We start from the raw sequence: 26984 nt of genomic DNA on the forward strand, positions 1-26984 counted from the left end.
CTATATATTGAGGGGATACCTCCAAAGTTTATCTGATGCGGTAATTTCTACAGATATGCTTGGTCAAATTGTCACTATTAATGATGCGGCATTGGAATTATTAGGTTGTCCCGTGAGGAAGGCTAATAATAAAAACAATAAACTCCTATGGGAAAAAAATTTGATTGGTCGCCAAGTTTGGAATGTTGTACCAATTGAAAATTTGCAAATGCGTCTAGAAGATAGTTTGAAACATGGAGCTAAACATTATGTACCTGAACAAAGTTTAATAGTAGGTTTATATGAAAAATTAAATGATGAAACTTCACAGTTAATTTTAGCTGTGAGCGATCGCCAAAACCCCAATATGTTTATTCCCTGGAATCAATCTCTAACTTCTCAATCTGAATTACTCAGTACGGATATGGTACAGAAGTTAGAAAGAAGTATTAATTTAACTGTTAATCCCTTAACTAACCCTGAAGGTGGAGTCCGTGGTGGTTTAGTCGTGCTGGAAGATATCAGCCGAGAAAAACGGATGAAAAGTACCATGTACCGTTATCTTAATCCTCAAGTTGCCGAGCAGGTCATGGCTTTGGGACAAGATGTTTTAATGGTAGGTGAACGGAAAGATGTGACGATTTTGTTTTCTGATATTCGGGGTTATACAACTCTGACAGAAAATTTAGGTGCAGGAGAGGTGGTATCACTTCTAAATCAGTATTTTGAAACCATGGTAGAGTCGGTTTTTAATTATGAAGGGACTTTAGATAAATTTATTGGTGATGCTTTAATGGCGGTATTTGGTGCGCCTTTGCCACTGACAGAAAATCACGCTTGGTTGGCGGTAAAATCAGCCCTGGATATGCGGCAAAGATTAAAAGAATTTAATCAAAAACGGATTTTTCACTCCCAACCACAAATTCGCATTGGTATCGGTATTAGTTCTGGGGAAGTAGTGTCTGGAAATATTGGTTCTCAAAAACGTATGGATTATACAGTAATTGGGGATGGGGTGAATTTAAGCTCTCGTTTAGAGGGAGTGACAAAAGAATATGGTTGTGATATTATTATCAGTGAATTTACTTATAATTACTGTGCTGATAGGTTGTGGGTACGTCAGCTAGATAAAATTCGCGTTAAAGGTAAACATCAAGCTGTCAATATTTACGAATTAATCGGCGATTGCTCCACACCTCTAGATGCTAATACCCAGGAATTTTTGCATCATTATCATACTGGACGCAATGCCTATACATCAAGGAAATTTGGTCAAGCGATTACCTGTTTTGAAGCCGCCAGAGCCATTAAACCCACAGACCAAGCTGTTAATATCCACTTAGAACGCGCCTACAGATACAAACAAATACCACCGCCAAAGTCCTGGGATGGTGTGTGGACAATGATTACAAAGTAAGCAGCGGTTCGGCTTACTTCGACCCTTCGACTAGATCAGGGCATCGCCAGCTCAGTACAAGTCGCTCACCGACCGGGTGCAGGGGTGCAAGGGTGCAGGAGAAAAAACCATATAAATTTCTCTCCCTGTCAACCGTCAAACGTTACCTACCATATCTTTTCAACTTTCTCCAGAATCATTATTTTGAAAAGGTTCTTGACCTATTTTTAATTCTTTTTTGGAGTGTTTTAACTGTTTCCAAAGTAATTTAATTTGTTCATAAGCCTCTTCTGGTGAAATTTTACCACCAGTTTCTAAGTTACAAATATAACTAATTCTTTGGGCAAATTCCTGTAAATTTGCATTAAATACCAGATTTTCTGGTTTGACATGACCATAGTAGGGACCACGGGGATAGAGAAAATCTTCTTTACTGACTATTTTTTTCTCCATATACTTCACTAATCTATATATATTTTGCTGATAGCGCACCATGGCGAAAGCCATACATCGCTGTTTATTTCTTTTGTTTCTGATCGAAATAGATATTATAACTCAAACATTGACAAAAATAAGTAAAAACGATTTTTTATGTTTTTAGATATTACGCTGTAGCTTTTGGATAATTATAAACCTAATACTATTTATTTAAAATTAGTGATTAGGTTTAAAAATTAAACAACTTTACTACTACATACTAAAGTTAATTTTTGCAGTGAGTTAAGTTATAAAATTACAGCAGAATTTAGAATTTGTCTAATCTAAATTACTTACTGTTTGATAGGATAGCCTGACATTAATCTTGTTTTCGTTTTCAGTATGTAGTTGATTTACTTATCATCTGCTGTATCTTGCATTCCATGAGTAGACTATTAATATATTCTTTTTTGGAGTAGTTTGGCAAAATTTCCTGGTTGGACTAGATATATGGTAGTAGACAAGGAGATTATTGAACCCATAAATTACCATTTATTCATCTATATTTCTGTATCGTCACGCACTTAAATTGTTGGTTGAGACGAAAGAATAGAGAACAGGGAACATATTAGTTCAAAAAAGTATAATTTCAAACAAATAAATCAAGTCAACCTTAGCATTTATACATACAGGACTCCTATTTGAATTTTTAATAAGACTCAGTACACTTCACTAGTCTTCTTGCCTGTTCCCTGTTCCCTGTTCCCTGTTCCCTGCTATAAAATGGTAAAGCCGATTTAGTCCAAAATCTCCATTAACGAAAAATATTATCTACTACCATGTCTGTGAATTCTAAACTTTACGAAGGCAAGGCGAAAGTCTTGTATACAACGGAAGATCCCGATGTTTTATTAGCTGATTTCAAAGATGATGCGACAGCTTTTAATGCTCAGAAACGTGGCAGCATTGAGAATAAAGGTGTAATCAACTGTAGTATTTCCAGTCACCTGTTTCAACAATTAGCCAAAGAGGGGATTAAAAGCCATTTTATTGATAGTCCTGCCCCCCATCAAATGCGAGTAAAAGCGGTGAACATTATTCCCTTAGAAGTAGTCATCAGAAATATAGCTGCTGGGAGTCTATGTCAGCAAACTGGATTAGAACTAGGTACAATTTTGTCACAGCCTTTAGTAGAATTTTATTATAAAAATGATCACTTAGGCGATCCTCTATTGACACGCGATCGCCTATTTCTCCTAAAACTAGCTACAGAGGAACAAGTTCAACAAATTACCCATCTGGCATTGGAAATCAACAAATTTCTCCAACAGTTTTGGCAAAAATGCCAAATTACCCTAGTAGACTTTAAACTTGAATTTGGTGTGGACTCCCAACAACAAATACTGTTAGCCGATGAAATCAGTCCCGATACTTGCCGTTTATGGGATACAACCCAAGCAGATCCCAACCTGCGAATTTTGGATAAAGACCGTTTTCGTCGTGATCTGGGAAATGTGGAAAATGCCTATCAGGAAGTTCTACAAAGAGTATTAAAAATAGTAGAAGGGAAAAAATCGGGTAATTAACTTCTTTGATGACTAACGACTAAATAATTAATGGTGTGTGGTAGTGAAGAGAAATATGATTAAAACAAGTTTAACACCCGGATTAATGGCCATGGTAGCCATTACAGTTCCTTTAGCCAATTCTGTCAGAGCTAATGCCCAAGAAACTATATCTGTTGCCCCACAAACAACAGAAGTCTTAACAGGCGAAACAAATACCAATATCAGTCAGCCATCCGCCCTCCCACCTGTGGGAGTGGTTGTAGAATCAGAATCTAACAGATTTTCGCCCTTGATTAAAGTCTTAAACCAGAAAAAAGACAAAACAGCCTTATCTGTATCCTCTTCTGTAATTGTTCCCACTCTAGAGGAAACTCCAAAACGTCGGGTTAATCAACTTTCTGCCAGTGAATTGAACCTAGCCAGTATTAAAATTCCCAAACCAGCACCTATCTCCATGGGTAATAAGGTAGCTGTGGTCACGCCCAAATATCAAATATTCCCCATCACCGCCCAAGCAACTGAACCCAGTTCGGAAAGTCCCAATTCACCCGAACCTACACCCGCTATCAACCCCGAAACATCCCCTAATTCCGAAGCACCAGAAGCGCGAGTATTGGTTTCGGAAGTCGTAGTTAAATCAGACAAAGGAGAAAGCGTTTCCAATTTAGATGAAAAAGTTAACTTAGAAACTGAAGTTTACAACGCTATTCGCACCCAAGCTGGACAAATCACAACCCGTTCCCAACTGCAAGAAGATATTAATGCTATTTTTAGAACTGGATATTTCTCCAACGTGCAAGCGTTTCCAGAAGATACGCCTCTGGGTGTGCGGGTGAGTTTTGTAGTTACTCCCAATCCTAAATTAAGCAAAGTGGAAATAGAAGCCAATCCTGGTACTGGTGTAGCTTCTGTACTGCCTAGCAATACAGCAGAGGAAATATTTAAGACCCAATATGGACAAATCCTCAATCTGCGCACATTACAAGAGGGCATCAAGGAACTAACCAAACGTTATCAAGATCAAGGTTATGTCCTGGCCAATTTAATTGGAGCACCTAAGATCGGCGATAATAGAGTTGTTACCCTGCAAATCGTGGAAGGTGTAGTAGAAAACGTTAAAGTTAAATTCCGCAGCAAAGACGGACAAGACGTAAACGATAAAGGCGAACCCATTCGCGGCCGGACGAAAGATTATATTGTCACCCGGGAAGTGGAATTAAAACCTGGCCAGGTATTTAATCGCAATATCGTCCAAAAAGACTTACAGCGCGTGTTTGGTCTAGGACTGTTTGAAGATGTGAATATTTCCCTTGATCCTGGAACTGATCCTAGTAAAGTGAATGTGGTGATCAATGTCGCAGAACGAAGTAGCGGTTCTATTGCGGCTGGTGCTGGTATCAGTTCTTCTAGTGGTTTATTTGGTACTGTGAGCTATCAGCAGCAAAACCTGGGGGGGAGAAACCAAAAATTGGGAACTGAAGTCCAGCTAGGGGAACGGGAACTATTATTTGATTTGCGGTTTACCGATCCTTGGATTGGTGGTGATCCTTACCGGACTTCATATACAGCCAATATTTTCCGTCGTCGTTCTATTTCCCTGATTTATGAGGGTAAAGATAAGAACATTGAAACTTTTGATCCGAATAATACCACGAATGCTGCTCAGCAAGATCGCCCTCGTGTGACTCGCTTAGGTGGTGGTATAACCTTTAGCCGTCCCCTGTCCGCTAATCCTTTCAAAGAGTCAACATGGTTTGCATCTTTAGGAGTACAATATCAACGGATTTCTGGCCGAGATGCTGATGGTAATTTGCGAAAGGAAGGGGCAATATTTGATGATAATGGCAACCGCCTGAGTGATACAACTCCCCTGACTTTTTCCCCTTCGGGAGAAGATGATTTGTTGTTATTAAAGCTGGGTGCACAAAGAGATCTCCGCAATAGTAGCTTACAACCCACTCAAGGTTCTTACCTCAGTTTTGGCATTGATCAATCTGTTCCTATTGGTTCAGGAAGTATTTTAATGACTAGGTTGCGTGGTAACTATAGTTACTATCTGCCTGTAAAATTTACTGGCTTCAGCAAAAAGCCGGAAACCTTAGCATTTAACATCCAAGGGGGGACAATTTTAGGTGATCTACCTCCCTATGAGGCTTTTACCTTGGGTGGTAGTAACTCAGTCCGTGGTTATGATGAGGGCAAACTAGGAACTGGTAGCAGTTATGTCCAAGCTGCTGTGGAATATCGCTTTCCGGTTTTCTCTGTGGTCAGTGGTGCACTGTTTTTTGATTATGGTAGTGATTTAGGAACGAGTACCAAAGCTGCACAATTGTTAAATAAAAATGGCAATGGTTATGGCTATGGTTTAGGTTTGCGTGTACAATCACCACTTGGACCAATTCGCATAGACTACGGTATCACTGATGATGGTGATAGTCGCATCAATTTCGGTATTGGGGAAAGATTTTAAATTGGTCAGTTGTCAGTTGGTACGTATTTTACGCCTGACTTCTGACTCCTTTGCCTTTATACTGTTTTCCAGAAAAAATCAATCAGGGTTGTTGTTGAAGATGAAAATATGAGTAATAGTTATAACAATACAGCAGATTGCAGATTCGTTAGGTACAAACTGAACAACCAAAACCCAAGTACCAATGGTGTTTTACCTCCTGCCTCCTGCCTCCGGTTGGTGAGCGACTTGCCCCGAGCGAAGTCTAAAGGAGCCGAACCACTGCCTTCTGCTTTCTACCATATTAGGATTGTGAGATGATACAACAACATACTTTAGCTGAGGAAATTTCTCAGTCGGGGGTGGGGTTGCATAGTGGTGTACATACTCAAGTGCGAATATTACCTGCACCACCGGGAAGTGGACGCTTGTTTGTCAGGGTAGATTTACCTAACTCACCCATTATTCCCGCCCAGGTTGGGGCTGTGAATGAAACTGTGCTGTCTACGCAATTGGGCAAAGATGATTGTTATGTTCGCACCGTGGAGCATTTATTAGCGGCTTTAGCGGCTATGGGTCTGGATAATGCCAGAATTGAAATTGATGGTTCAGAAGTACCCTTGTTAGATGGTTCGGCGCAGGTTTGGTGCGAAAGTATTGCTAAGGTCGGTTTAGTATCGCAAACAGAGAATGATGCTAATACACCTTTAGTGATTACTGAACCTATTTGGATTTATCATGGTGATGCTTTTGTGTGCGCCCTGCCATCTCCAGAAACCCGATTTAGCTATGGTATAGATTTTAATTTGGCAGCAATTGGGAATCAATGGCATAGTTGGTTGTTCACTAGGAATTTCGATCACTGCTTTGCTTCAGAAATTGCCCCGGCGCGAACTTTCGGTTTACAGCATCAAATTGAACATTTGCAAAAGTCGGGATTAATTAAAGGTGGTAGTTTAGATAATGCCCTAGTTTGTGGGGAGCAAGGTTGGCTAAATCCACCATTACGATTTGCAAATGAGCCAGTTCGTCATAAAATTTTGGATCTAGTCGGAGATTTGAGTTTATTGGGAACTTTCCCTGTGGCTCATTTTTTGGCTTACAAAGCTAGTCATAATTTACACATTCAACTGGCCAGGAAAATTTTAGAACAGTACAACTAATGTCCACTATTGCTGAAACTAATTCTACGGAAGTGAATACATCTCTCGAACCAGAGGTAATTAAAACTACATTCAGTATCGAGGAAATTCAGGAACTATTACCCCATCGCTATCCATTTTTACTGGTAGACCGGATTATTGATTATGTACCTGGTAAAAAAGCGGTAGGTATTAAAAATGTTACCTTTAATGAACCTCAGTTTCAAGGGCATTTTCCAGGGCGATCGCTGATGCCAGGTGTGCTAATTATTGAAGCTATGGCACAAGTTGGGGGTATTGTCATGACGCAAATGTCCGAAGCCCCAGGGGGATTATTTGTATTTGCTGGCATTGACAAAGTCCGCTTTCGTCGTCAAGTTGTTCCCGGAGATCAACTGGTGATGACTGTGGAACTGTTGTGGGTGAAGCAGCGTCGTTTCGGGAAAATGCAAGGACGGGCCGAAGTTGACGGGCAACTAGCTGCTCAAGGAGAACTTATGTTTTCTCTGATTAGTTAAAAGTCATTATAGCAGGGAATAGGGACTAGGTATTCTAAATTTTTCGTTATCGCGGTATGCAGTTGAATGAGATATAAACTCAAACTTAAAATTTAGATTTTAGATTGAAGATAAGTAAGTAGGCTTAATTAATTATTAAGATAGTGGAACAGGCTTCTAGCCTGTTGACGGGCAAGATACCCATCCCAGATTTTATATTTAATTGCAGCCAGCTACTTAACAAAAACAATCCAAAATCTAAAATCTAAAATCCAACATTCCTGCCTTCGTTATCCTCACACATAACTTACTTTGCCAGACAGGTTTCTTGATTGAAACATTAAATACACAGCACTTAGTTTTGGAGATTCACCTTTGAAAACACTTATTCATCCAACTGCTGTCATCCATCCTAATGCGGAACTCCACCCAACAGTGCAAGTCGGTGCTTATGCTGTGATTGGAGCGAATGTTAGAGTTGGTGCGGACACAGTAATTGGCGCTCATGTTGTCCTAGAGGGGCCTTGTGACATTGGTACGGGAAATCAGATTTTTCCCGGCGCTGCTATCGGTATGCAACCCCAAGACCTCAAATACGTGGGAGAACCCACTTGGGTAAAAATTGGCAATAATAATTTTATTCGGGAGTACGTGACGATTAACCGCGCTACTGGTAGAGGTGAGGCGACGGTGATCGGTAATGATAATTTATTGATGGCTTATGTTCATGTAGGTCATAATTGCTTGATTGAAGATTCTGTTATTATTGCTAACTCTGTCGCTTTGGCTGGTCATGTACATATTGAATCACGAGCTAGACTCAGTGGTGTTTTAGGTGTGCATCAATTTGTCCATATTGGCGGAATGTCAATGGTGGGTGGAATGACTCGCATTGATAGAGATGTACCTCCTTATATGTTAGTAGAAGGAAATCCGGCGAAAGTGCGATCGCTCAATTTGGTAGGATTAAAACGTTCGGGAATGCCTAATAGTGATTTGCAATTAATTAAAAAAGCTTTCCGTCTTTTGTATCGTTCTGAGTTGTTATTTAAAGATGCTTTGCAAGAGTTAGAAACTTTGGCAGATACGAAAGAATTAATTCATCTTCGCCGTTTCTTATTACTTTCCCAAATGTCAGGAAGACGGGGTTTAATTCCCGGAAAAGGCAAACTATCTGTCACTGATGAATCATAATTTGTGAATAATGAATGGTCAATTGCCAATAATAAGTAGAGACAAGAACCCCTACCTATGGAACGTCTCTACAAAGATTTTCCAAAATGCACATTTCAATTTTGAAGATGTTTATTGTGAATACATTCATCATTTACTCTGAAGAATGCTAAACAATCTAAAATCCGAAATCTAAAATCTAAAATTCCAAAATGCGGATATTTATTAGCACTGGCGAAGTTTCTGGAGATTTACAGGGTTCGCTATTAATTGCAGCACTTCACCGTCAAGCCATAGCTGCGGGATTAACATTAGAAATTGTCGCCTTGGGTGGAGAGAAAATGGCGCAAGCTGGGGCGAAAATTTTAGGAAATACTAGCGGTATTGGTTCAATGGGTTTGATTGAATCTTTGCCCTATGTGATTCCTACTTTAAGAGTACAACGGCAAGCGATCGCCTATCTAGAAAAAAATCTCCCGGATTTAGTAGTATTAATTGACTATCTAGGTCCAAATTTGGGCATTGGTACATACATGAGGAAAAATCTGCCTGATGTGCCTGTAGCCTATTATATCGCACCTCAAGAGTGGGTATGGTCAATGAGTTTTCAGAATACTAACCGTATTGTTGGTTTTACCGATAAACTATTAGCAATTTTCCCAGAAGAAGCGCGATATTATCAAGAACATGGGGCAAATGTTTCTTGGGTGGGACATCCTTTAATTGATAGAATGGCAAATGCACCCAGTCGAGAAACCGCGAGGGAGAAATTAGGAATTAAAACCGAAGAAATAGCAATTGCACTTTTACCAGCTTCCCGTCATCAAGAATTAAAATATCTTTTACCAGTTATTTTTCAAGCAGCCCAAAATATACAATCTAAATTACCAAATGTCCATTTTTGGATTCCCCTATCTTTGGAAGTATTTAGAAAACCAATTACAGCAGCAATTAAAGAATATGGGTTAAATGCTACAATTGTTTTAGGTCAGCAACAGGATATTTTTGCATCCGCTGATTTTGCCATTACTAAATCGGGAACTGTCAATTTAGAACTAGCATTATTAAATATTCCCCAAATTGTAGTGTATCGTCTTCATGCTTTTACCGCTTGGATCGCCCGTAATATTCTTAAAGGTTCAATTCCCTTTGCTTCACCTGTAAATTTAGTTGTGATGCGGGAAATTGTCCCCGAATTTTTACAGGAACAAGCTACACCAGAAAACATTACCCAAGCAGCTATGGAATTATTATTAAATCCTAAAAATAGAGAAAATACTTTAGAAAATTATCAACAAATGCGTGATTCTTTGGGAGAATTAGGAGTGTGCGATCGCACCGCAAAAGAAATATTAGCAATGAAAAAGTAGATCATAGTTAAAATGGTAAAAAAACGACCAATTGCAGTTGATTTATTTGCAGGTGTAGGAGGGATGACATTAGGCTTTGAACAAGCTGGTTTTGATGTCCTTGCATCTGTGGAAATAGATCCAATTCATTGTGCAATTCATAAATTTAACTTTCCCTTTTGGACTGTATTATGTAAAAGTGTAGAAGACACGACAGGAAGAGAAATTAGGAATAATTCTAAAATTGCTGATCAAGAAATTGATGTAGTTTTTGGCGGACCACCCTGTCAAGGTTTCTCATTAATTGGAAAACGTGCTTTTGATGATCCCAGAAACTCCTTAGTCTTCCATTTTATTAGATTAGTTGTTGAATTAAACCCTAAATTTTTTATCTTAGAAAATGTCAAAGGAATGACAGTAGGTAAACACAAAGAATTTATTGCCGAAATCATTAATCAATTTTCCGCAAGCGGTTATCAAGTTAATCATAATTATCAAGTTTTAAATGCTGCTAATTATGGAGTGCCGCAAAATCGAGAAAGATTATTTTTACTTGGTTGTCGTCAAGATTTAGAATTACCAAAATACCCAGAAAAAATTACATTCCCTCATCAAAAATCTCCTACAGTTTGGGACGCATTGCAAGATTTGCCAGAAATTGAAAAATATGCCGAATTATATCAACAAGATTGGATATTAGCAGAGTTTGGTAAACCTAGCAATTATGCTAAAAAAATGCGTAATTTGGCAAAATGGGAAAATAACTATAGCTATAAACGTCAATATGATCCTACATTACTTACATCAAGTTTAAGAACCAAACATTCACCCGAATCTGTAGAAAGATTTGCCTCTACACCCCATGGTAAAATCGAACCAATTAGTCGTTTTCATAAACTTAATCCCGATGGTTTATGTAATACTTTGAGAGCAGGAACAGCAAGCAATAAAGGTGCATTTACTTCTCCTCGTCCCATACATCCTTTTATTCCCAGATGTATCACCGTTAGGGAAGCTGCGCGGTTACATTCCTATCCTGACTGGTTTCGATTTCATCCCACAAAATGGCACGGGTTTAGACAAATTGGTAATTCTGTACCGCCGCTTCTAGCGCAAGCAGTAGCAGAGGAAATTATGCAAGTTTTAGATATCAAATGTTCTGAAACTAACTGTATTAAAGATTTAGGAGAACCTAATTTATTAACACTTGATATGTCAGCAGCAGCAAAATATTTTGGAGTTAACCCTCATGTTATAGAACCAAGAACCAGAAAAAAATGAATCTTTAGCATTTAGCTAATACAGTACATTATTTAGTAACAAAGAATCACAAGAATGAAAGAAGGTTTATATAACTCTGTTATTATTGGAATTTTTGAACGCTATTACCAAATAGGATTAGATTATTTTGAATTTAATCGTAATGAACTTCCAGAGATAGCGCAAGAGTTGGGTATTCAATCTGCAAAAAATTTAGGAGATATTCTTTATGCTTTTAGATTTAGAAAACCACTACCTAAAGTTATTATAGATACCGCTCCCATAGGTTTAGAGTGGATAATTGAATTAAATGGTACGGGGAATTATTGTTCTAAAGGAGAAAGTTTAGGCACTTACCTACGTGTTCATAGTAGTTTAAATATTCCTCTTCAGTAACCTCCCAAGCAATACTATTATCAGAACCTGGATGGGAAACACTATTATTATTCCTACGATCAAATAAATTTCTTATTGTTATACAAGTTTCATGTGGTATGTGCTTAGAATTAATAAATTCTACTAATTTATTAACATCATACTCCTTTTTATCCTTTTGTTCCAGTTTCACACACACCGCTTGTATTTCGTTTACTAAGTGATTAAGTGCAACGGAATATGAACCACTTCTTTCACTCAAGACTCTTAAACGAATTTGCTCAATTACATCTGGCATCTTTGAAAGTTTTTTCATTTGCATACAGCTTAAACGGTGATAACCAGGAATATCACAATTTAATTTCGCATTCAAGAAAACTTCTGCAATTTTCTTAGTGTGATTATTTTTTTTAAGTTGAGAAATTAAATTCTCATCAGAAAAGTTAGTTTGGCATAGAAATTTAATAATTAAATCAGCATCACTTGTGGTAATTATTTTTTTGTTAAGAAGAAATTTATGTAAATTATTAACTGCTGTTTCATTACTGAAAATTATAACTAATATTTCCAGAGGTTGAACTTTGATTAGATCGAAATTAAAGTTCTCAAATATTTTTATAACACTACTTTTATTATCTGGTTTATTAAGTAATTTTTCTACATTTTTATTAAATACTTCTTGTAAAATTTCCTCTTGAACCGACCCATTTCTTACAAAATAATCCTCTATTTTTGACCTTTTTATTTTTCTTAGTTCTTTAAAAATATTTTCTAATTTATCTTGCGGATGATCAATATCTTCACCAGAAAAATATGTGTCATCTTCTTCCTTATCATAATTTATATATTCATTACCAGGTGACATCTTTCCTGATGTTTTCAAATATTCTTTTTTTTCTTTTTCAGTTTTCAAACGAAACAACCTTGTTTTTAGATTTAATTTTAGATTTAGTTCATCGTATAAAATTTCTGCAATCTGAGATGCTATTACATGAGCAATCTCACCTTGTTTTTTTTCATTAATATATTGCTTAAAGGTCATTGATATATGTATGTCATCTGTATACCTAATAATCTTATATACTTCAATGTAATCTCTATATGTTTTTAATATATTATCTATAAATAAATCGCCAAAAACAAGATAAAGATACCCAATAAAGTTAGAAATAATATTATTATCAGACTGGGGAATACCAGATTTGCCATTTGATATAAATTGAAACAAGCAAATAATTTGCTCTCTAGTAAAACTATCATAATGCATATTCATCTGAATACTAGGCTTAATAAAAAGATGCAACAAATGTAAGAGTTTAGGTACTGATAATTCATTAAAATAATTTTCTATATCGAGCTTGATAATAATTGTATTAGGTTTCTCGCCTAATGTTTCTCGTTTTATTTCTGCCTTAAATTGTTCATGGAATTTTCTATAGTATGTATTCTCAGGTTTAAAATTAATAGTTTTATTATCATTATCATATAGTATTTTTCCACCATAAAATGCTTTCACAGTTGTTATTTTGTTATGTGTTTCAGTTATAAATAATTGAGACAATCTGAGTAAATATAAACCTACAGAATAATACACTAATAGCATCGGATAAGTAAAAAATTTGTAATCTCTCAGTCCAAGTCCTGGCTTAGGTATAACATAAGAAAAGACTGCAAACTCCTTTTCTAATCCATAGAAAAGACTACTTGCTATTTTTCTTTTGTAATACTCTTCATCAATCTTTAGGCATGACGTTTCAAGCTTTTCATAGTAAAACATACTCAGAGTATAGTAGTGTCTATTAGTCTGTTTCTGGTTTATTTGAAAATTTAATAGATTAAGAGCATCTTGCCAAAGTGAATAATTTATAAAATAACCAAGTTGGGTTTTACTATTATCAGCCATAGATTATAAAGTTGAGATATTGCTTTGTACAACCAATACAAATAAGTAAGGATAAGATCCTATGTTATATTTGTTAGTCGTAGTATAACAAATAATTACTTCACTACTATGGCTGGCAGAGAATTATCTAAAAAATTCTTGCAATAACAGTAAATTTGAGAGATTAACTCCCAAATATTAACTACCCAGTAATAGTCCCCGTCAAAGGAGAACTAGCACTAGCATAGTTTTTCATTGGCATCCTACCCGCCAAATAAGCCATACGACCTGCGACAGTTGCCAAACCCATCGCATAAGCCATTGATGGGGCATTTTCAGCCAGGGCGATCGCACTATTAATTAATAACGCATCCGCACCTAATTCCATTGCCTGTGCAGCTTCCGAAGGCGCACCAATACCCGCATCTACCACTACCGGCACTTTGGCATTTTCAATAATAATCTGAATATTGGCAGTAGTTTTTAACCCTTGTCCAGAACCTATGGGCGCGGCTAAAGGCATTACTGTCGCACAACCGACCTCTTCTAACCGCTTGGCTAACATTGGATCAGCATTAATATAAGGTAGTACCGCAAAACCTTCTTTTACCAATTGTTCCGCAGCTTGCAAAGTACCTATGGGATCAGGTAATAAATACTTAATATCGGGTATAACTTCTAACTTAATAAAATTATTATCTTCCTGTCCCAATAACTTGGCCATTTCCCGTCCTAAACGTGCCACCCGAATTGCTTCCTCCGCAGTTTGACAACCAGCAGTATTCGGCAACATCCAGATTTTACCCCAATCTAAAGCTTCTGCTAAACCTTCATGTCCCGGTGCGTTGGTTTGTACTCGTCGCACAGCTACAGTCACAATTTGACAACCACTAGCGGCGACACTTTTCTGCATTTCCTCAATACTGCGATACTTACCAGTTCCCGTCATTAAGCGAGATTGAAAGGTTTTACCAGCAATAATTAATCCTGAATCTTGTAGTTGTAGTTCAGTAGATGGTAGAGACAAATCTTTACTATGTCCGTTAGTGAAATTAGCAGAGTGTGTAAACATGGATGTTGTCGTAGATGACTGAGTTTGAAAGGGTTTATTCTGAAAGCGGGAATAATGGAAATGAGTGAGAAGAGGATCGGTTTTTTGTGACAAAATTAAATCCGTCATTAACACGGCCGTAACTGGTGCAAGCAAAATTCCATTGCGATAGTGACCAGTAGCTAAAGTTAAATTTTGACAATGACTTTCACCTAAAATCGGTAATTCATCGGAGGTAGTAGGACGAAAACCCCACCACATTTCTTGAATGGGATAATCTGCTAATTGGGGATAAAGACGGGTTGCAGCTTCTAGTAAACCTTGAATTCCTGCTGGTGTGTTATCGGGAGTAAAACCCACATCTTCGCTTGTCGCCCCTAAAATTATAGAACGATTTCGCCTGGGAACAATGTAAATATTTTCACCAAATAAAACCCGTGTTAAGGGTAACTCTTTTACAAATTCCGGTACTCGCAACCGTAGCATTTGTCCTTTGCGGGGACGCACAGGTAAAGGTAATAATTGATTTGCCCAAGCACCAGCAGCTAAAAGATAATGATCAGCCCTGACTAAGCCTGTGTTAGTTTGAATACCTATAACTTTTCCTTGTTGTTGACAAATAGCATCTACCGTAATTCCATCTTTGAAAACTACTCCCAAAGACTCAGCCGCAGTCCGCAAAACTTTAATCAAAGCTTGGTTATCAACTTGGCCATTTTCAGGATACCACCAACCACCAACCACATCAGCCCCTAATCCCGGCTGATATTGATTAATAGCATCTTGATCTAACCAAAAGCCTTGAGATTTGAAAGATGGGGAAATAGGGAGATTAACTTCTGCCTCCTGATAAACTGGTGCAAGGATGCCAGAAGGCCAATAACCTGTATTGTTTAAATCTTTTTTGGCTGTTAGTTCTTCTAATTTGTTGATCCAGTCAGGATATAAAGCAAGCGATCGCCTACACAAAGATAACATCCCTTTATGAGTGATATTTTCCGCATCAGGTGCTAACATCCCCGCGGCGGCATGGCTGGCTGCAGCAGTAAAATCACGGCAAAGTACAGTAACATTTGCACTCCGCAACTTCAACTCTACAGCGCAAGCCAACCCGATAATACCACCACCAATAATTAAAACATCGCTAGTCATTAGTTAATAGTTATTCGTCCTTAGTAAATAACTAATAACCTATCAGGGCTGGTAATTGGTAATTGGTTAGGTCATTAGTTAAAAAACACTGTTGCCTATTGCCTTACCATAAAGCCGTAATTGGTCTTTTATTAGGAGAATTATTACTGGCGGTAGTGGTGTTAGAACTACTCTCTGTAGCAGAAGTTTTCTCGGTGGAACTATCATTACCCCTACTTGTTTCTTGTGCAGCCCCAGAATTATTTGGAGTTCCAGTAGAAGCATTACTTTGAGCTACACTGGTGCGATTACCATTACCAGTAGTTTCGGAATCATTAGTGGCATTATTTTCCGAGTTATTTCTGTTTGCAGTGCTATTGACATTAATATTAGCGGGAAGAACACTAGATGCTCTGCGTCCTGGTGGCAAATTAGCACCTTGTTGTCCGCCCATAGGAAAGTTAATTCCTAGCAACGTACCTAGTAAAATTGCCGCACCGCCAGCCATTAAAATCAAGGGTGTCCATCTGCCCATCTTATCTTTCTCCTTGTTAACCTTCTGGTGTCCAAACTAATTCAGAACCTTGACCCCAAAACCTATCAAATTTAGTTACTTTTACATCACCTAAAACCTGTGTTTGACAAGCTAAACGCAAGTCTGACGCAGGAGAATGGGGAGGAAGGGAACGCCGTGTTTGATCACGCCAATTCGCGGCTGATACTTCGCCTTCTACCTTAACCGCACAAGTACCACAAGTGCCAAGACCTCTACAATTTATTACCTGAGAACCACCATTGTGCAGGTCAACATCATGTATTAGCAGCACTTTTCTTAAATTGACTTGGCTTTCACACTCAATTAATTTACCTTGAGCTAGAACCTTTGGCATACTGAAATTACCAAACTAAATTACAACAGGGAACAGGGAACAGGAAATAGGCAAGAGGCAAAAGGCAGGAGGCAGTGGTATGGCTAAGGCCACAGCTTCGCTCACCCACCGGAGGCAGAAGGCAAGAGGAAAAAGAATAATATATCCCACATTCCGCTCCCCTGCTCCCCGTCCCTCTGCTCCTCCACTTCCCTGACTATGTTCACGAAATTATTATGACCATAACTCTCTCAAATCAACTTTGGCTTTATGACACTACTCTCCGTGATGGAACTCAACGGGAAGGACTGTCAGTATCCATAGAAGATAAATTACGCATTGCTTATAGACTAGACGAATTAGGGATTCCCTTTATTGAAGGTGGTTGGCCAGGAGCAAATCCTAAAGATGTACAATTTTTCTGGCAACTGCAACAAAAACCTCTCAAACAGGCGGAAATAGTTCCCTTTTGTTCTACTCGTCGTCCCTACACCAAGGCAGTAGATGAACCCATGCTAGAAGCTATTTTAGCCGCCAGTACGCGCTGGGTGACAATTTTCGGTAAATCTTGGGATTTGCACGTTATAGAAGGACTCAAGACCAGCCTAGATGAAAATTTAGCCATGATTGGCGATACCATTGAGTATCTGCGTTCTCAAGGCAAGCGTGTGATTTACGATGCTGAACATTGGTTTGATGGCTATAAGCAAAACCCCGATTATGCTTTACAGACGCTGAAAACAGCCATGACAGCAGGTGCAGAATGGTTAGTTTTATGTGATACCAATGGTGGAACTTTACCTCATGAGGTTTCAGAAATTGTGTCAGTGGTCATTGGTCAAGAACAAAAAACAATTCCTCAAATTGGCATACATACTCATAATGATTCAGAAATGGCCGTAGCTAATGCCTTAGCAGCCGTCATGGCGGGGGCAAAGATGGTACAAGGAACAATCAACGGTTATGGAGAACGCTGTGGCAATGCCAATTTGTGTTCTCTGATTCCTAATTTACAGCTAAAGTTAGGTTATAGCTGTATTGGGGAACACCAGCTAAATCAACTTACAGGAGTTAGTCACTTTGTCAGTGAAGTTGTGAATCTTGCACCAGATGAACACGCTGCTTTTGTGGGACGTTCAGCTTTTGCTCATAAAGGCGGCATTCATGTCTCTGCGGTAGAACGTAACCCTTTAACCTATGAACATATTCAACCGGAACAGGTGGGCAACCGTCGCCGTATCGTTATTTCTGAACAGTCTGGTTTAAGTAATGTATTATCTAAAGCTAGAACTTTGGGAATAGAATTAGATAAAAATGATCCCCAAACTCGGCAAATTCTGCAAAGAATGAAAGAATTGGAAAGTGAAGGTTATCAATTTGAAGCCGCCGAAGCTAGTTTTGCCCTGTTAATATATGAGGCATTGGGACAGCGCAAACAGTTTTTTGAAGTTAAAGGTTTTCAAGTACATTGTGATTTAGTAGAAATGAAAGAAACTACTAATTCTTTAGCAACTGTGAAGGTAGCAGTAAATGGTAAAAATATTCTCGAAGCAGCAGAAGGTAATGGACCAGTAGCGGCTTTAGATGCTGCTTTGCGTAAGGCTCTAGTCAATTTTTATCCGCCCATTGCCGATTTTGAATTAACTGATTACAAAGTCAGAATTCTCAATGGAAATACAGGTACATCAGCAAAAACCCGTGCTTTGGTAGAATCGGGAAATGGTCAAAAACGCTGGACAACGATAGGAGTTTCTACAAATATTGTAGAAGCTTCCTATCAAGCTGTAGTTGCAGGTTTGGAATATGGGTTATTACTGTATTTCCAACCAAAGTAAGAATTCAGGTGAGGAGATAAGATCCCCGACTTCTCAGATCAAGTAATCATTTATTGACACAATAAATAAAAGAAGTCGGGGATCTGGGTATGCTGTCACCTTCCTCGCTATTTCTTACTTCCTACTCCTTTACATAATTCTCTATCACTATCGCTGACATTGGGATTGTTTTCCAAATAATTACTTACCCAATTACAGCTAGTCTCCATTAAAGAATCTATGTCCGGACTTAATTTATTCATAGTCCAAAGTTTGATAGTTGTATCATCACTACCAGAAGCTAAAGTCTGACCATCGGGGCTAAAACTGACAGTATAAACAGATTTTTCATGCTTTTGTAGGACGGGAAGTTCCTCACCTGTTGCTACATTCCAAAGTTTAATCATTTTATCCAGACTACCAGAAGCTAAAGTTTTACCATCGGGGCTAAAACTCACACTATAAACTGATTTTTCATGTCCCGGGAGAGTGAAAATCCGAATTTCCTTACCTGTCTCTACATCCCAGAGTTTGACAGTATTATCACGACTGCCGGAAGCTAATATTTTACCATCGGGGCTAAAAGTAACGCTATTAATAGGTTCTTTATGTCCTTGGAGAGTACGGATTTCCTTGCCTGTGCCCGGACTCCAAAGTTTAATAGTTGTGTCATTACTTCCGGAAGCTAAGGTCTTACCATCAGGGCTAAAACTGACACTATTAACAGGTTTTTTATGTCCTTTGATAGTACGGATTTCCTTGCCTGTGTCTGGATTCCAAAGTTTAATAGTTTTATCATTACTCCCAGAAGCTAAGGTCTTACCATCAGGGCTAAAACTGATACTATTAACAGCTTTTTTATGTCCTTTGATAGTACGGATTTCTTTGCCTGTGTCCGGATTCCAAAGTGTGATGGCGCCGTCCCAACTGTTAGAAGCTAAGATTTTACCATCAGGGTTATAACTGACGTTATAGACATAGCCATTATGCCCTTCAAGGGTGTGAACTTCTTGACCTGTTTCTAAATTCCACACTTTGATAGTTCCGTCCAGGCTGCCGGAGGCCAAAGATTTCTTGTCAGGACTGAAACTAACGGAATATACGGAGTTGTCATGGCCTTGAAGGCTGTATATTTTTTTCCCTGTTTCCACATTCCAAAGTTTGATGGTGGTGTCCCAGCTACCTGTGGCTAAGGTTTTACCGTCTGGACTAAAGCTGACGCTTTTCACAGAGTCATCATGCCCTTGAAGGGTGCTAATTTGCCTACCTGTCTCTAGATTCCAGAGTTTGGCTGTGTTGTCAGCACTACCAGAAGCTAAGGTTTTGCCGTCGGGGCTAAAACTGAGGCTCAATATATAGTAATCATGACCATAGAGAGTGCGGATTTTTTTACCTGTTTCTACATCCCAAAGTCTGATGGTTTTATCATTTGACCCAGAAGCTAAGGTTTTGCCATCGGGGCTAAAAACAACAGTGTAGATATAGTTCTTATGTCCTTCGAGTGTACGAATTTCTTCTCCTGTTTCTACATCCCAGAGTTTGATTGTTTTGTCCCAACCACTGCTGGCCAAGGTTTTCCCATCGGGACTGAAAGCAGTGCTCATGACATAGTTTGTATGTCCTTTAAGAGTGCGGATTTCTTGGCCTGTTTCTACATTCCAGAGTTTAACAGTCTTATCAGAGCTACCACTGGCTAAAGTTTTGCCGTCGGGGCTAAAACTGATAGTAAATACATAGTTATTATGCCCCCGGATAGTGCGAATTTCTTTGCCTGTCTGCACATCCCAAAGTCTAATGGTATTGTCAGCACCACTGCTGACTAAGGTTTTGCCATCGGGACTGAAACTTATACTATAGACAGCATCATCATGGCCATAAAGGGTACGAATTTCTTTGCCTGTCTTCACATCCCATAGTTTGATAGTATTATCCCAACTACCACTGGCAATGGTTTGGCTATCAGGACTAAAACTGACAGTAACAACGAAGCCATCATGCTTTTCCAGGCGATTTAATTCGCTTTTCTGACTTATCACTTCTTGTAAGGCATTCATTACCTGTGGATTAGAAACATGATGATATTTAAGCTTTTTTCCAGCCTTAATTGCTGGAATGAAAGCATCTAATTCTCGATGTTGGCTGAGTAGCGATAGGGAATAATGGGCTAGAGATTCTGCTTGATTGAGTTCGGATCGTCGCCACTCTCGCCAAGCCACAATACCGCCGCCTATTGCTCCTACTAAAGCTATACTTGTGCCAACTAATAGGGATCTTAAAATTAATAATTGTCGCTTTTCTTGTTTCTTCCTTGCCTCTATTGCTACTAAACTTTGAGTGATTAATTCTTTCTGTAATGCTGTGGGTAGAGGGTTTTTTTGTTCTATTTCCGCTATTTTCAGCCATTCTTCAGCAATGGAAAATTCCCTACCTCTTAATAATAAATCGGTACTTTTGTTTTTTTCTTCCCATTCTAGGGCGCGTTGTGACCATTTGGTATGACTTCTGACATGATCTCTATCTGTGTTCAGCGACATCACCAATGCTTGAAAATTAGCCGCAAATTCTCCTTCATCATCAGTAAAATCTACCCATTTAATACTTGCTAAAGATGGTGGAAGTTTTTGTTGTTCATCCTCTGATAAAGGCTGATAGAGAATACTAATAATGCGTTTATTCAATTTTTGAGCATATTCTAATTCAGCAGTGGCAGATTGATCTTTTACTGATTTGGGAGAAATGATAAATATAAAGTTCTCTGAACTTTGAATACCTCGATAGATTTCTTGCTGAACATCTACTTCCTTGGGAATACTTTCTTGATCAAACCATGTGGTTTTTCCTAATTCTTGTAAAGCATCATTTAATTTTAATGCTAAGTCTAAATCACTATGAGTATAGGAAAGAAAAACTTCTAAAGCAGATTCTTGAGGTTTATTGATGCTGGCATTAATAAATTCTTCTTGTAAAGGTAAGGAAGGACAAGTTTCGTGCTTTTTAGCTACTTTTAACCAAGCTTCAAAGTCTTGTAAGTTATAACCTCGTAATAATAGACTAGGGCTGTGGTTTTGTTTTTGCCATTTTAGGGCTTTGACTAAAAGACGTTTATGTTTCTCATGGTAGGATGCTTCTTGTTTGAGTTCTACTAGTAATTTGTTAATGCTTAACTGATATTCATCTTCATTTTCTAATTCTGTAAAATCAATAAATTGCAGGTTTTTCAATTCTTGAGGAATTAGTTCTATATCAATTTTTTCAGTTAATAGAGCAATGACGTGTTTATTATTAGCTAAGGCATGATTTAATTCTGATTGACAATATTCTGATTGTAAGGATGTGGAGGATAGCAAATAAATAAAATTATTTGCTTCTTCAATGCCTTCATGAATTTCCTGACAGGTAGTTCCGGTTTTAATATCTGATTTGTTTGTCCAAATTGTGAAACTTTCCCGCATCAGGGTTTTTCTGATTTTACCTTGAATTTTCTTATCTTGCTCTGAGTAAGCTATAAAAATCTGACTGAGGGAATTATCAGCATTTCTTATGCTTTCACAAATAAATTCACAATGTAAATCTGTGGGTAAACACGGTTGTTGTTCGTTTGTAAATTTCTGTTTTAACCAGGTTTCCGCTTGTGATCTAACTTCTCCAATTAATAAATGCCGGTTTTGACGTTGATTGTTTGACCATTCTAAGGCTTGCAATAAAAAATTAGTATGTTGTTGAACATAATCTTGATGTTTACTCATGACGCTGAGTAATCCTATATATGATTTGTCAAAATCATCAAGATTTTCTCGAAAATAAACCCAGTTAATTTTACCAATTACTGGGTGCATATTGGGATAACTAGAATGGAGTCCTTTTTGTTGGTATTCTTGCCACTGTTCTTGAGTTTTATTGGGGTTTCTTTGTTGCCAGGTTTCGTAGCTAATTTGCTCAACATGAAGTAGGGGAATAATCCGTTTATTGAGCTTAATAGCTAGTTCAATTTCTTTGAGACAATAGGGAGAATTAATAGAATGAGGAGCGATAATAAACAGGAAATTATGAGATCTTCTAATGCCATCATTAATTTGTTCTTGAAAGTCTACTCCTAAGGGAATATCATCTTGATCAAACCAAATATTTAAACCTTCTGCCAGTAATTTTTCATTGAGTTTTGCGGCGAAAGCTTTACTGTCAGCGCGTCCATAGGAAACAAAAGCATCAAAAAATTCCATGTTGCACCTCTGATATAATTCAAATAGGGTAGATACGGGAATCCTATCCAGATTCCTATGCACTTATTAATAAGACTTATGCAACTGGCACATTGGTAGGGTTAGGCAAGCTCACCAACCTCGTCAGACTGTATAAATCCTGCCAATAAACGGATTATTGATATCTGACACACCCTACAACAGATTTTTGGTGTGACACTTGCGTAAATCCTAATTAATTATACTATGTGAATTGATCCGACAATATACAGATACCCCTAAAAATATTTATTCAAATTTGTAACATATTTGTCACTTTCTCAGTGATTTTTATGCTTAACTTCCTGTAATTTTGTTACTTTAAGCTTAAACTTGCCTAATCCAGTTTCTCCAAAGGAATGGACGCGGATAATATAAGTCCCTGTTTCTGTGACGCGGGTAAATAAGAGGGAATTACTCGTACCATCAGGACCATCATCATTTTCTGCTAATGTTGATCCATTTGGTGCTAAGAGTGTAATAATGGTATCAAAGTTTTCTGATGATAAATCAATTGCTAAATTATCACCCTTATTTAAGTTGACTGAATAATCCCGTGCAAACCCACCTTGTCCTGTGGGAATATCCTGATTTGATAGGGTATCAGATATTTCTGTAAACTTAGTTAAAGGAATAGGACTGTATAATTTATTTTGTGCTGAAGCTGTTTGTATAGATATCCCCATTGTTAGTAAGGTGACAAAAATAATAAACATATCTCCGCACTGAATTGTAAAAATTTTGTTCATAGATAGCAACACTACTTCCATCAGTATGAGTAACTAATTTAATATAGCGTTATCTATGTTTAATTGGTGTGGCAATAGCAGCTACACCAAAGACCTGAATTCGATGTGTGTTTAGTGTCTGGACTGCGGCTTTGACGGTTGCTCCTGTGGTATAAATATCATCTACTAATAATACTGGTATATGGGGACAATGACGCAAATCTTTACCAATAATAAAAGCATCCGCTAAGTTTTGTTGTCTTTGGACTGCGGATAAACTAAATTGTGCTTCGGTTTCTTTACTCCGTTCTAAACCATTGATTTTTAATTTGCATCCTGTGATATTGCAGAAACCTTCAGCTATTAATGCAGCTTGGTTAAAACCTCTTTGTTTTTGTTTTTTTGGGTGGAGTGGAATAGGGACAACTAAAAGCTGTTGCTGTGGTTGGGGTGAATGTAATAACCATGATTCTCCTAACCATTGTCCCAAAAGATAACCAATTTGGGGATGATTTTCATATTTTAGAGCAGCGATCGCTCTTTTGACCGCACCACCATAATTTCCCCACACAAACACAGGTAATTCTTGTTTCCATAAGTAAGCCGGATTTTGCTTTTGACAATGTTGAATTTGTTTGGTGCAATATGGACAAAGTTCCTTGGGTGTAGAACGTTGACATAGAGGACAATGAGATTGCAGAAAAAGATTAAGAATATTTTGGAATATTTTCATACTAAATATTTTACATAAACTAGATCACACCGACTGGTTTCTACACCTGTTGTTTGTAGATAACCATGACTTTCATAAAGTTTAACAGCTTCAGTTAAAATACTGGCGGTTTCAATCCAAATTTGCTCAAACCCACGGGAAGCAATGACGGTTTCTATTTGTTGTAATAAATATTTTCCTAATCCTAAACCACGTACTTTTGGTAAAAGATACATTTTTCTAATTTCTACAGCTTTTTCTCCACGATTGATGGGATAATATGCAGCAGTTCCAACAATTTGATTTTGCTGTTCAATTACCCAAAATTCACCTCCAGTGGCTAAATAATATGCTTCAATTTGTAATACATCTTTATCTGCTTCTTCCGGTTGCCAAGGTAAACCGTATTCTAATAATACAGTACTAATGACTTGGGAGGCTAAAGTGCGATCGCTCTCTTGCCAGTTGCGAATGATAAAATCTTGGTATTGATACATAAATTTAGGTTATAAAGTTGTATTTTAATTTAGGAAACTTTTATAGTATTTTGAATGATTAATGTAAAACCAGTATCATTTCTGAACTTTTGCATTCTCTCTTTATGTGAATATTGAAATTGTGGCTTTTTGCTATTAGCTATATATGCCTTTTTAGATTTAAAAATTTGTAAATCATGATTATTTATAAAAACACTAATTATCTTTCTAAGTTGATTCTCTCCTTCCTCTATCCAAACACTATTTGTGTACTTTCTCTCTTTTAATTCCACAAAAATAATATTATTGTTGTAAGTAAGCATACCATCACAACGATTATCCATCTTACCATCTGATCTGAGAATTTCAGTACAATGATCAATAGCGGTAAATATCACCTCTATTTCTTGATTATTTTCAACAATAGCAATCCATTTGCTACAATCATCAATATCAATATAAGCAGGATCTTTTGAAGGTGGTGGATCATCACAAAGTCCAAATTTAGGCTGATTTGTCTGACTCTGACAATTAGCATCAAAAAAATTTATACTCATATTTGTTCCTCAATTTCCAGTAAATCATCAAAAAGGTTATTAGTCTCTGCTAAGAAAGTATTGAGATAATTTTCATCAGAAGGTAATCCTTCATAAGTAGAAAGTTGGATGATTTCTCCACTTTCTGTTAATTCATATACAATTGAATCTTCATCAGATACACAAGATGCTTGAGGAACAATATTTTCCAGTTGTTCTTTTAGTAAATTGCTGTTTGGTAAATTTATAATTTTCTGTAAAACTTTATATCCTTTTATTGCCAATGTCAGATAATTAATAATGTAAGGACTGTGAGTAGTAAGAATTAATGTATTACCTTCTGTCATATTAGCAAATTCTAATAATTTATATAAAACATTTTTTTGCGATTGTGGAAAAAGATTTTGTTCTATTTCTTCAACAATATTTAGAAAACATTCATTTTTGTATTTAGAAGATAACAATTCCAAAGCAGCTTTTTTAAGTTCCTCAGAAAGATTATCATTAGACAGGATTTTTTCAATTTCTGTTTTTAACCTTTTTTGCTCTTCCCCACTAAGTTCATTTTGAGAAGAATCTTGATTTTGACTAATAGATAAAGCAATATTTCTAGAAACTAAAAATAAAGGAATAAAAGATTGAAACCCGCTTGAAGATTCGGAAATATTTAATTTATAATCACTTCCTATAATATTTAAAGTATTATTTTTTTGATCAAATTCCAACTTTACATCACCCACTGGTAAGGTCAAACTTCCCGATAATTCCTGTTGTGAACGCTCTAATTCCTCAAAAAAAGCAGATAATGATTGAGGTAATCCTTTTACTTTTTCAGCCCCCTTGACAACACTAAAAAAGTTTCGTTCGGCTGGAACATACATAATTTTAGGTACAATATATTCCTTTTTGTTAGAAAAAAAGGGGTATAATCCTAATTCTCTAATATTATCAATGTTTAATTTCCCATCTGCAAAAGAAAAATAAAAAGCATTTCCTACATATTTAATTTCAGTTTCTGGCAAGAAATAATTCTTTAAGTTATTATAATTACAATATATTTTAATAAACCTATTATAGTTTTTCACATCTTTTATTTCTAAATTTCCACGATATAACTGTTTTTCTAGCCAACTTAATGTTGAAATTAGTTTAGCAACACTACTTTTTCCCGTTCCTTGATTACCAATAAAAACAGTAATTTTGCGGATATCTATAAATCCATTATTTTGTGCAAAACCTGACTTAATTGGTCCAAAATTTTTAACTTTTATTTGACTCATAATAATTTTTGTTTACTGTATTTGCTTAGTTTAGCAAAAATACAAATTTTATAACTATAGCAAATCAGAATTTATTTCCCAAAACAAAAAAACGCCCCCTTTGCGGAGAGCGTTTTCTATTTAACTAGACTCTAGTTATTAACCATTGATAGCAGGAGCAGTTAAAGCAACAGGAGCAACATCAGCAGCAGCCAAGTCTAAGGGGAAGTTGTGAGCGTTACGCTCGTGCATTACTTCCATACCTAAGTTAGCGCGGTTGATTACATCAGCCCAAGTACCGATTACACGACCTTGAGAATCAATGATGGATTGGTTGAAGTTGAAACCGTTCAAGTTGAATGCCATGGTGCTTACACCCAAAGCTGTGAACCAGATACCAACTACAGGCCATGCAGCCAAGAAGAAGTGTAAGGAACGGCTGTTGTTGAAAGAAGCGTATTGGAAAATCAAGCGACCGAAGTAACCGTGTGCTGCAACGATGTTGTAGGTTTCTTCTTCTTGACCGAATTTATAACCGTAGTTTTGTGATTCGTTCTCGGTTGTTTCTTTAACCAAGGAAGATGTTACCAAAGAACCGTGCATTGCAGAGAACAAGGAACCGCCGAATACACCAGCTACACCTAACATGTGGAAGGGGTGCATCAAGATGTTGTGTTCTGCTT

At 37.3% G+C, this 26984-nt stretch carries 22 protein-coding genes; 10 read left to right on the forward strand and 12 right to left on the reverse strand.

The window, feature by feature from the left end:
- A partial coding sequence (locus CUN59_RS17690; protein WP_133164046.1) for an adenylate/guanylate cyclase domain-containing protein occupies positions 1-1396 on the forward strand: 1396 nt, incomplete at its 5' end.
- A gap of 159 nt (positions 1397-1555) precedes the next feature.
- On the opposite strand, the gene CUN59_RS17695 is transcribed toward CUN59_RS17690, so the two are convergent.
- Entirely contained in the window at positions 1556-1828 is a 273-nt protein-coding gene (locus CUN59_RS17695) for a DUF7219 family protein (protein ID WP_104389102.1), read from the reverse strand.
- 803 nt (positions 1829-2631) lie between these two features.
- Between CUN59_RS17695 and purC the strand changes: the two genes are divergently transcribed.
- The 8 genes from purC to CUN59_RS17735 all read left to right on the forward strand — a co-directional run bounded on the left by purC (position 2632) and on the right by CUN59_RS17735 (position 11626).
- Entirely contained in the window at positions 2632-3378 is a 747-nt protein-coding gene (gene purC / locus CUN59_RS17700; RefSeq protein ID WP_104389085.1) for a phosphoribosylaminoimidazolesuccinocarboxamide synthase, read from the forward strand.
- 55 nt (positions 3379-3433) lie between these two features.
- Complete coding sequence (locus CUN59_RS17705; RefSeq protein ID WP_104389086.1) at positions 3434-5830, forward strand: BamA/TamA family outer membrane protein; 2397 nt, start codon at positions 3434-3436, stop codon at positions 5828-5830.
- Positions 5831-6129: 299 nt separating this feature from the next.
- Complete coding sequence (gene lpxC, locus CUN59_RS17710; protein WP_104389103.1) at positions 6130-6972, forward strand: UDP-3-O-acyl-N-acetylglucosamine deacetylase; 843 nt, start codon at positions 6130-6132, stop codon at positions 6970-6972.
- Positions 6972-7469, forward strand: coding sequence for a 3-hydroxyacyl-ACP dehydratase FabZ (gene fabZ / locus CUN59_RS17715; RefSeq protein WP_104389087.1), 498 nt, complete (start codon positions 6972-6974; stop codon positions 7467-7469). The genes lpxC and fabZ overlap by 1 nt, the downstream gene beginning before the upstream one ends.
- A 354-nt stretch (positions 7470-7823) precedes the next feature.
- Positions 7824-8642, forward strand: a complete 819-nt coding sequence (gene lpxA, locus CUN59_RS17720) for an acyl-ACP--UDP-N-acetylglucosamine O-acyltransferase (RefSeq protein WP_104389088.1) — start codon at positions 7824-7826, stop codon at positions 8640-8642.
- Positions 8643-8833: 191 nt separating this feature from the next.
- Positions 8834-9991: a lipid-A-disaccharide synthase gene (gene lpxB, locus CUN59_RS17725; protein WP_104389089.1), complete on the forward strand. Its 1158-nt coding sequence runs from the start codon at positions 8834-8836 to the stop codon at positions 9989-9991.
- Between the two features lie 12 nt (positions 9992-10003).
- Positions 10004-11251, forward strand: coding sequence for a DNA cytosine methyltransferase (locus CUN59_RS17730; RefSeq protein WP_104389090.1), 1248 nt, complete (start codon positions 10004-10006; stop codon positions 11249-11251).
- 54 nt (positions 11252-11305) lie between these two features.
- Complete coding sequence (locus CUN59_RS17735) at positions 11306-11626, forward strand: hypothetical protein (protein WP_104389091.1); 321 nt, start codon at positions 11306-11308, stop codon at positions 11624-11626.
- Here CUN59_RS17735 and CUN59_RS17740 read toward each other — a convergent pair.
- The 4 genes from CUN59_RS17740 to CUN59_RS17755 all read right to left on the reverse strand — a co-directional run bounded on the left by CUN59_RS17740 (position 11562) and on the right by CUN59_RS17755 (position 16559).
- Positions 11562-13508, reverse strand: a complete 1947-nt coding sequence (locus CUN59_RS17740) for an AbiA family abortive infection protein (RefSeq protein ID WP_104389092.1) — start codon at positions 13506-13508, stop codon at positions 11562-11564. The two genes, CUN59_RS17735 and CUN59_RS17740, sit on opposite strands and share 65 nt — an antisense overlap.
- A 181-nt stretch (positions 13509-13689) precedes the next feature.
- Complete coding sequence (thiO, locus tag CUN59_RS22375) at positions 13690-15690, reverse strand: glycine oxidase ThiO (RefSeq protein WP_104389093.1); 2001 nt, start codon at positions 15688-15690, stop codon at positions 13690-13692.
- Between the two features lie 103 nt (positions 15691-15793).
- Positions 15794-16204 carry a hypothetical protein gene (locus tag CUN59_RS17750; protein WP_104389094.1) on the reverse strand — a complete coding sequence of 137 codons (411 nt, stop codon included), beginning with the start codon at positions 16202-16204 and terminating at the stop codon, positions 15794-15796.
- A 16-nt stretch (positions 16205-16220) separates the two neighbouring features.
- Positions 16221-16559 carry a 2Fe-2S iron-sulfur cluster-binding protein gene (locus CUN59_RS17755; protein ID WP_104389095.1) on the reverse strand — a complete coding sequence of 113 codons (339 nt, stop codon included), beginning with the start codon at positions 16557-16559 and terminating at the stop codon, positions 16221-16223.
- Positions 16560-16774: 215 nt separating this feature from the next.
- Here CUN59_RS17755 and cimA point away from each other — a divergent pair, with 215 nt between their 5' ends.
- Entirely contained in the window at positions 16775-18373 is a 1599-nt protein-coding gene (cimA, locus tag CUN59_RS17760) for a citramalate synthase (protein WP_104389096.1), read from the forward strand.
- Between the two features lie 107 nt (positions 18374-18480).
- On the opposite strand, the gene CUN59_RS17765 is transcribed toward cimA, so the two are convergent.
- The 7 genes from CUN59_RS17765 to CUN59_RS17795 form a co-directional block, all read right to left on the reverse strand.
- Complete coding sequence (locus CUN59_RS17765; RefSeq protein WP_104389097.1) at positions 18481-22572, reverse strand: WD40 domain-containing protein; 4092 nt, start codon at positions 22570-22572, stop codon at positions 18481-18483.
- Between the two features lie 299 nt (positions 22573-22871).
- Entirely contained in the window at positions 22872-23339 is a 468-nt protein-coding gene (locus CUN59_RS17770) for a PPC domain-containing protein (RefSeq protein WP_104389104.1), read from the reverse strand.
- Between the two features lie 49 nt (positions 23340-23388).
- Complete coding sequence (locus CUN59_RS17775; RefSeq protein WP_104389098.1) at positions 23389-24051, reverse strand: ComF family protein; 663 nt, start codon at positions 24049-24051, stop codon at positions 23389-23391.
- Complete coding sequence (locus tag CUN59_RS17780; protein WP_104389099.1) at positions 24048-24527, reverse strand: GNAT family N-acetyltransferase; 480 nt, start codon at positions 24525-24527, stop codon at positions 24048-24050. The genes CUN59_RS17775 and CUN59_RS17780 overlap by 4 nt, the downstream gene beginning before the upstream one ends.
- Before the next feature lie 29 nt (positions 24528-24556).
- Positions 24557-25063 carry a hypothetical protein gene (locus CUN59_RS17785; RefSeq protein ID WP_104389100.1) on the reverse strand — a complete coding sequence of 169 codons (507 nt, stop codon included), beginning with the start codon at positions 25061-25063 and terminating at the stop codon, positions 24557-24559.
- Complete coding sequence (locus CUN59_RS17790; protein ID WP_104389101.1) at positions 25060-26322, reverse strand: ATP-binding protein; 1263 nt, start codon at positions 26320-26322, stop codon at positions 25060-25062. Before CUN59_RS17790 ends, CUN59_RS17785 begins: the two co-directional genes overlap by 4 nt.
- Before the next feature lie 138 nt (positions 26323-26460).
- The coding region (locus tag CUN59_RS17795; RefSeq protein WP_497706924.1) for a photosynthetic reaction center family protein at positions 26461-26984 on the reverse strand (524 nt) is incomplete at its 5' end.

Origin of the sequence: Cuspidothrix issatschenkoi CHARLIE-1, from assembly GCF_002934005.1 — a bacterium.
GTDB classification, from domain to species: Bacteria; Cyanobacteriota; Cyanobacteriia; order Cyanobacteriales; family Nostocaceae; genus Cuspidothrix; species Cuspidothrix issatschenkoi.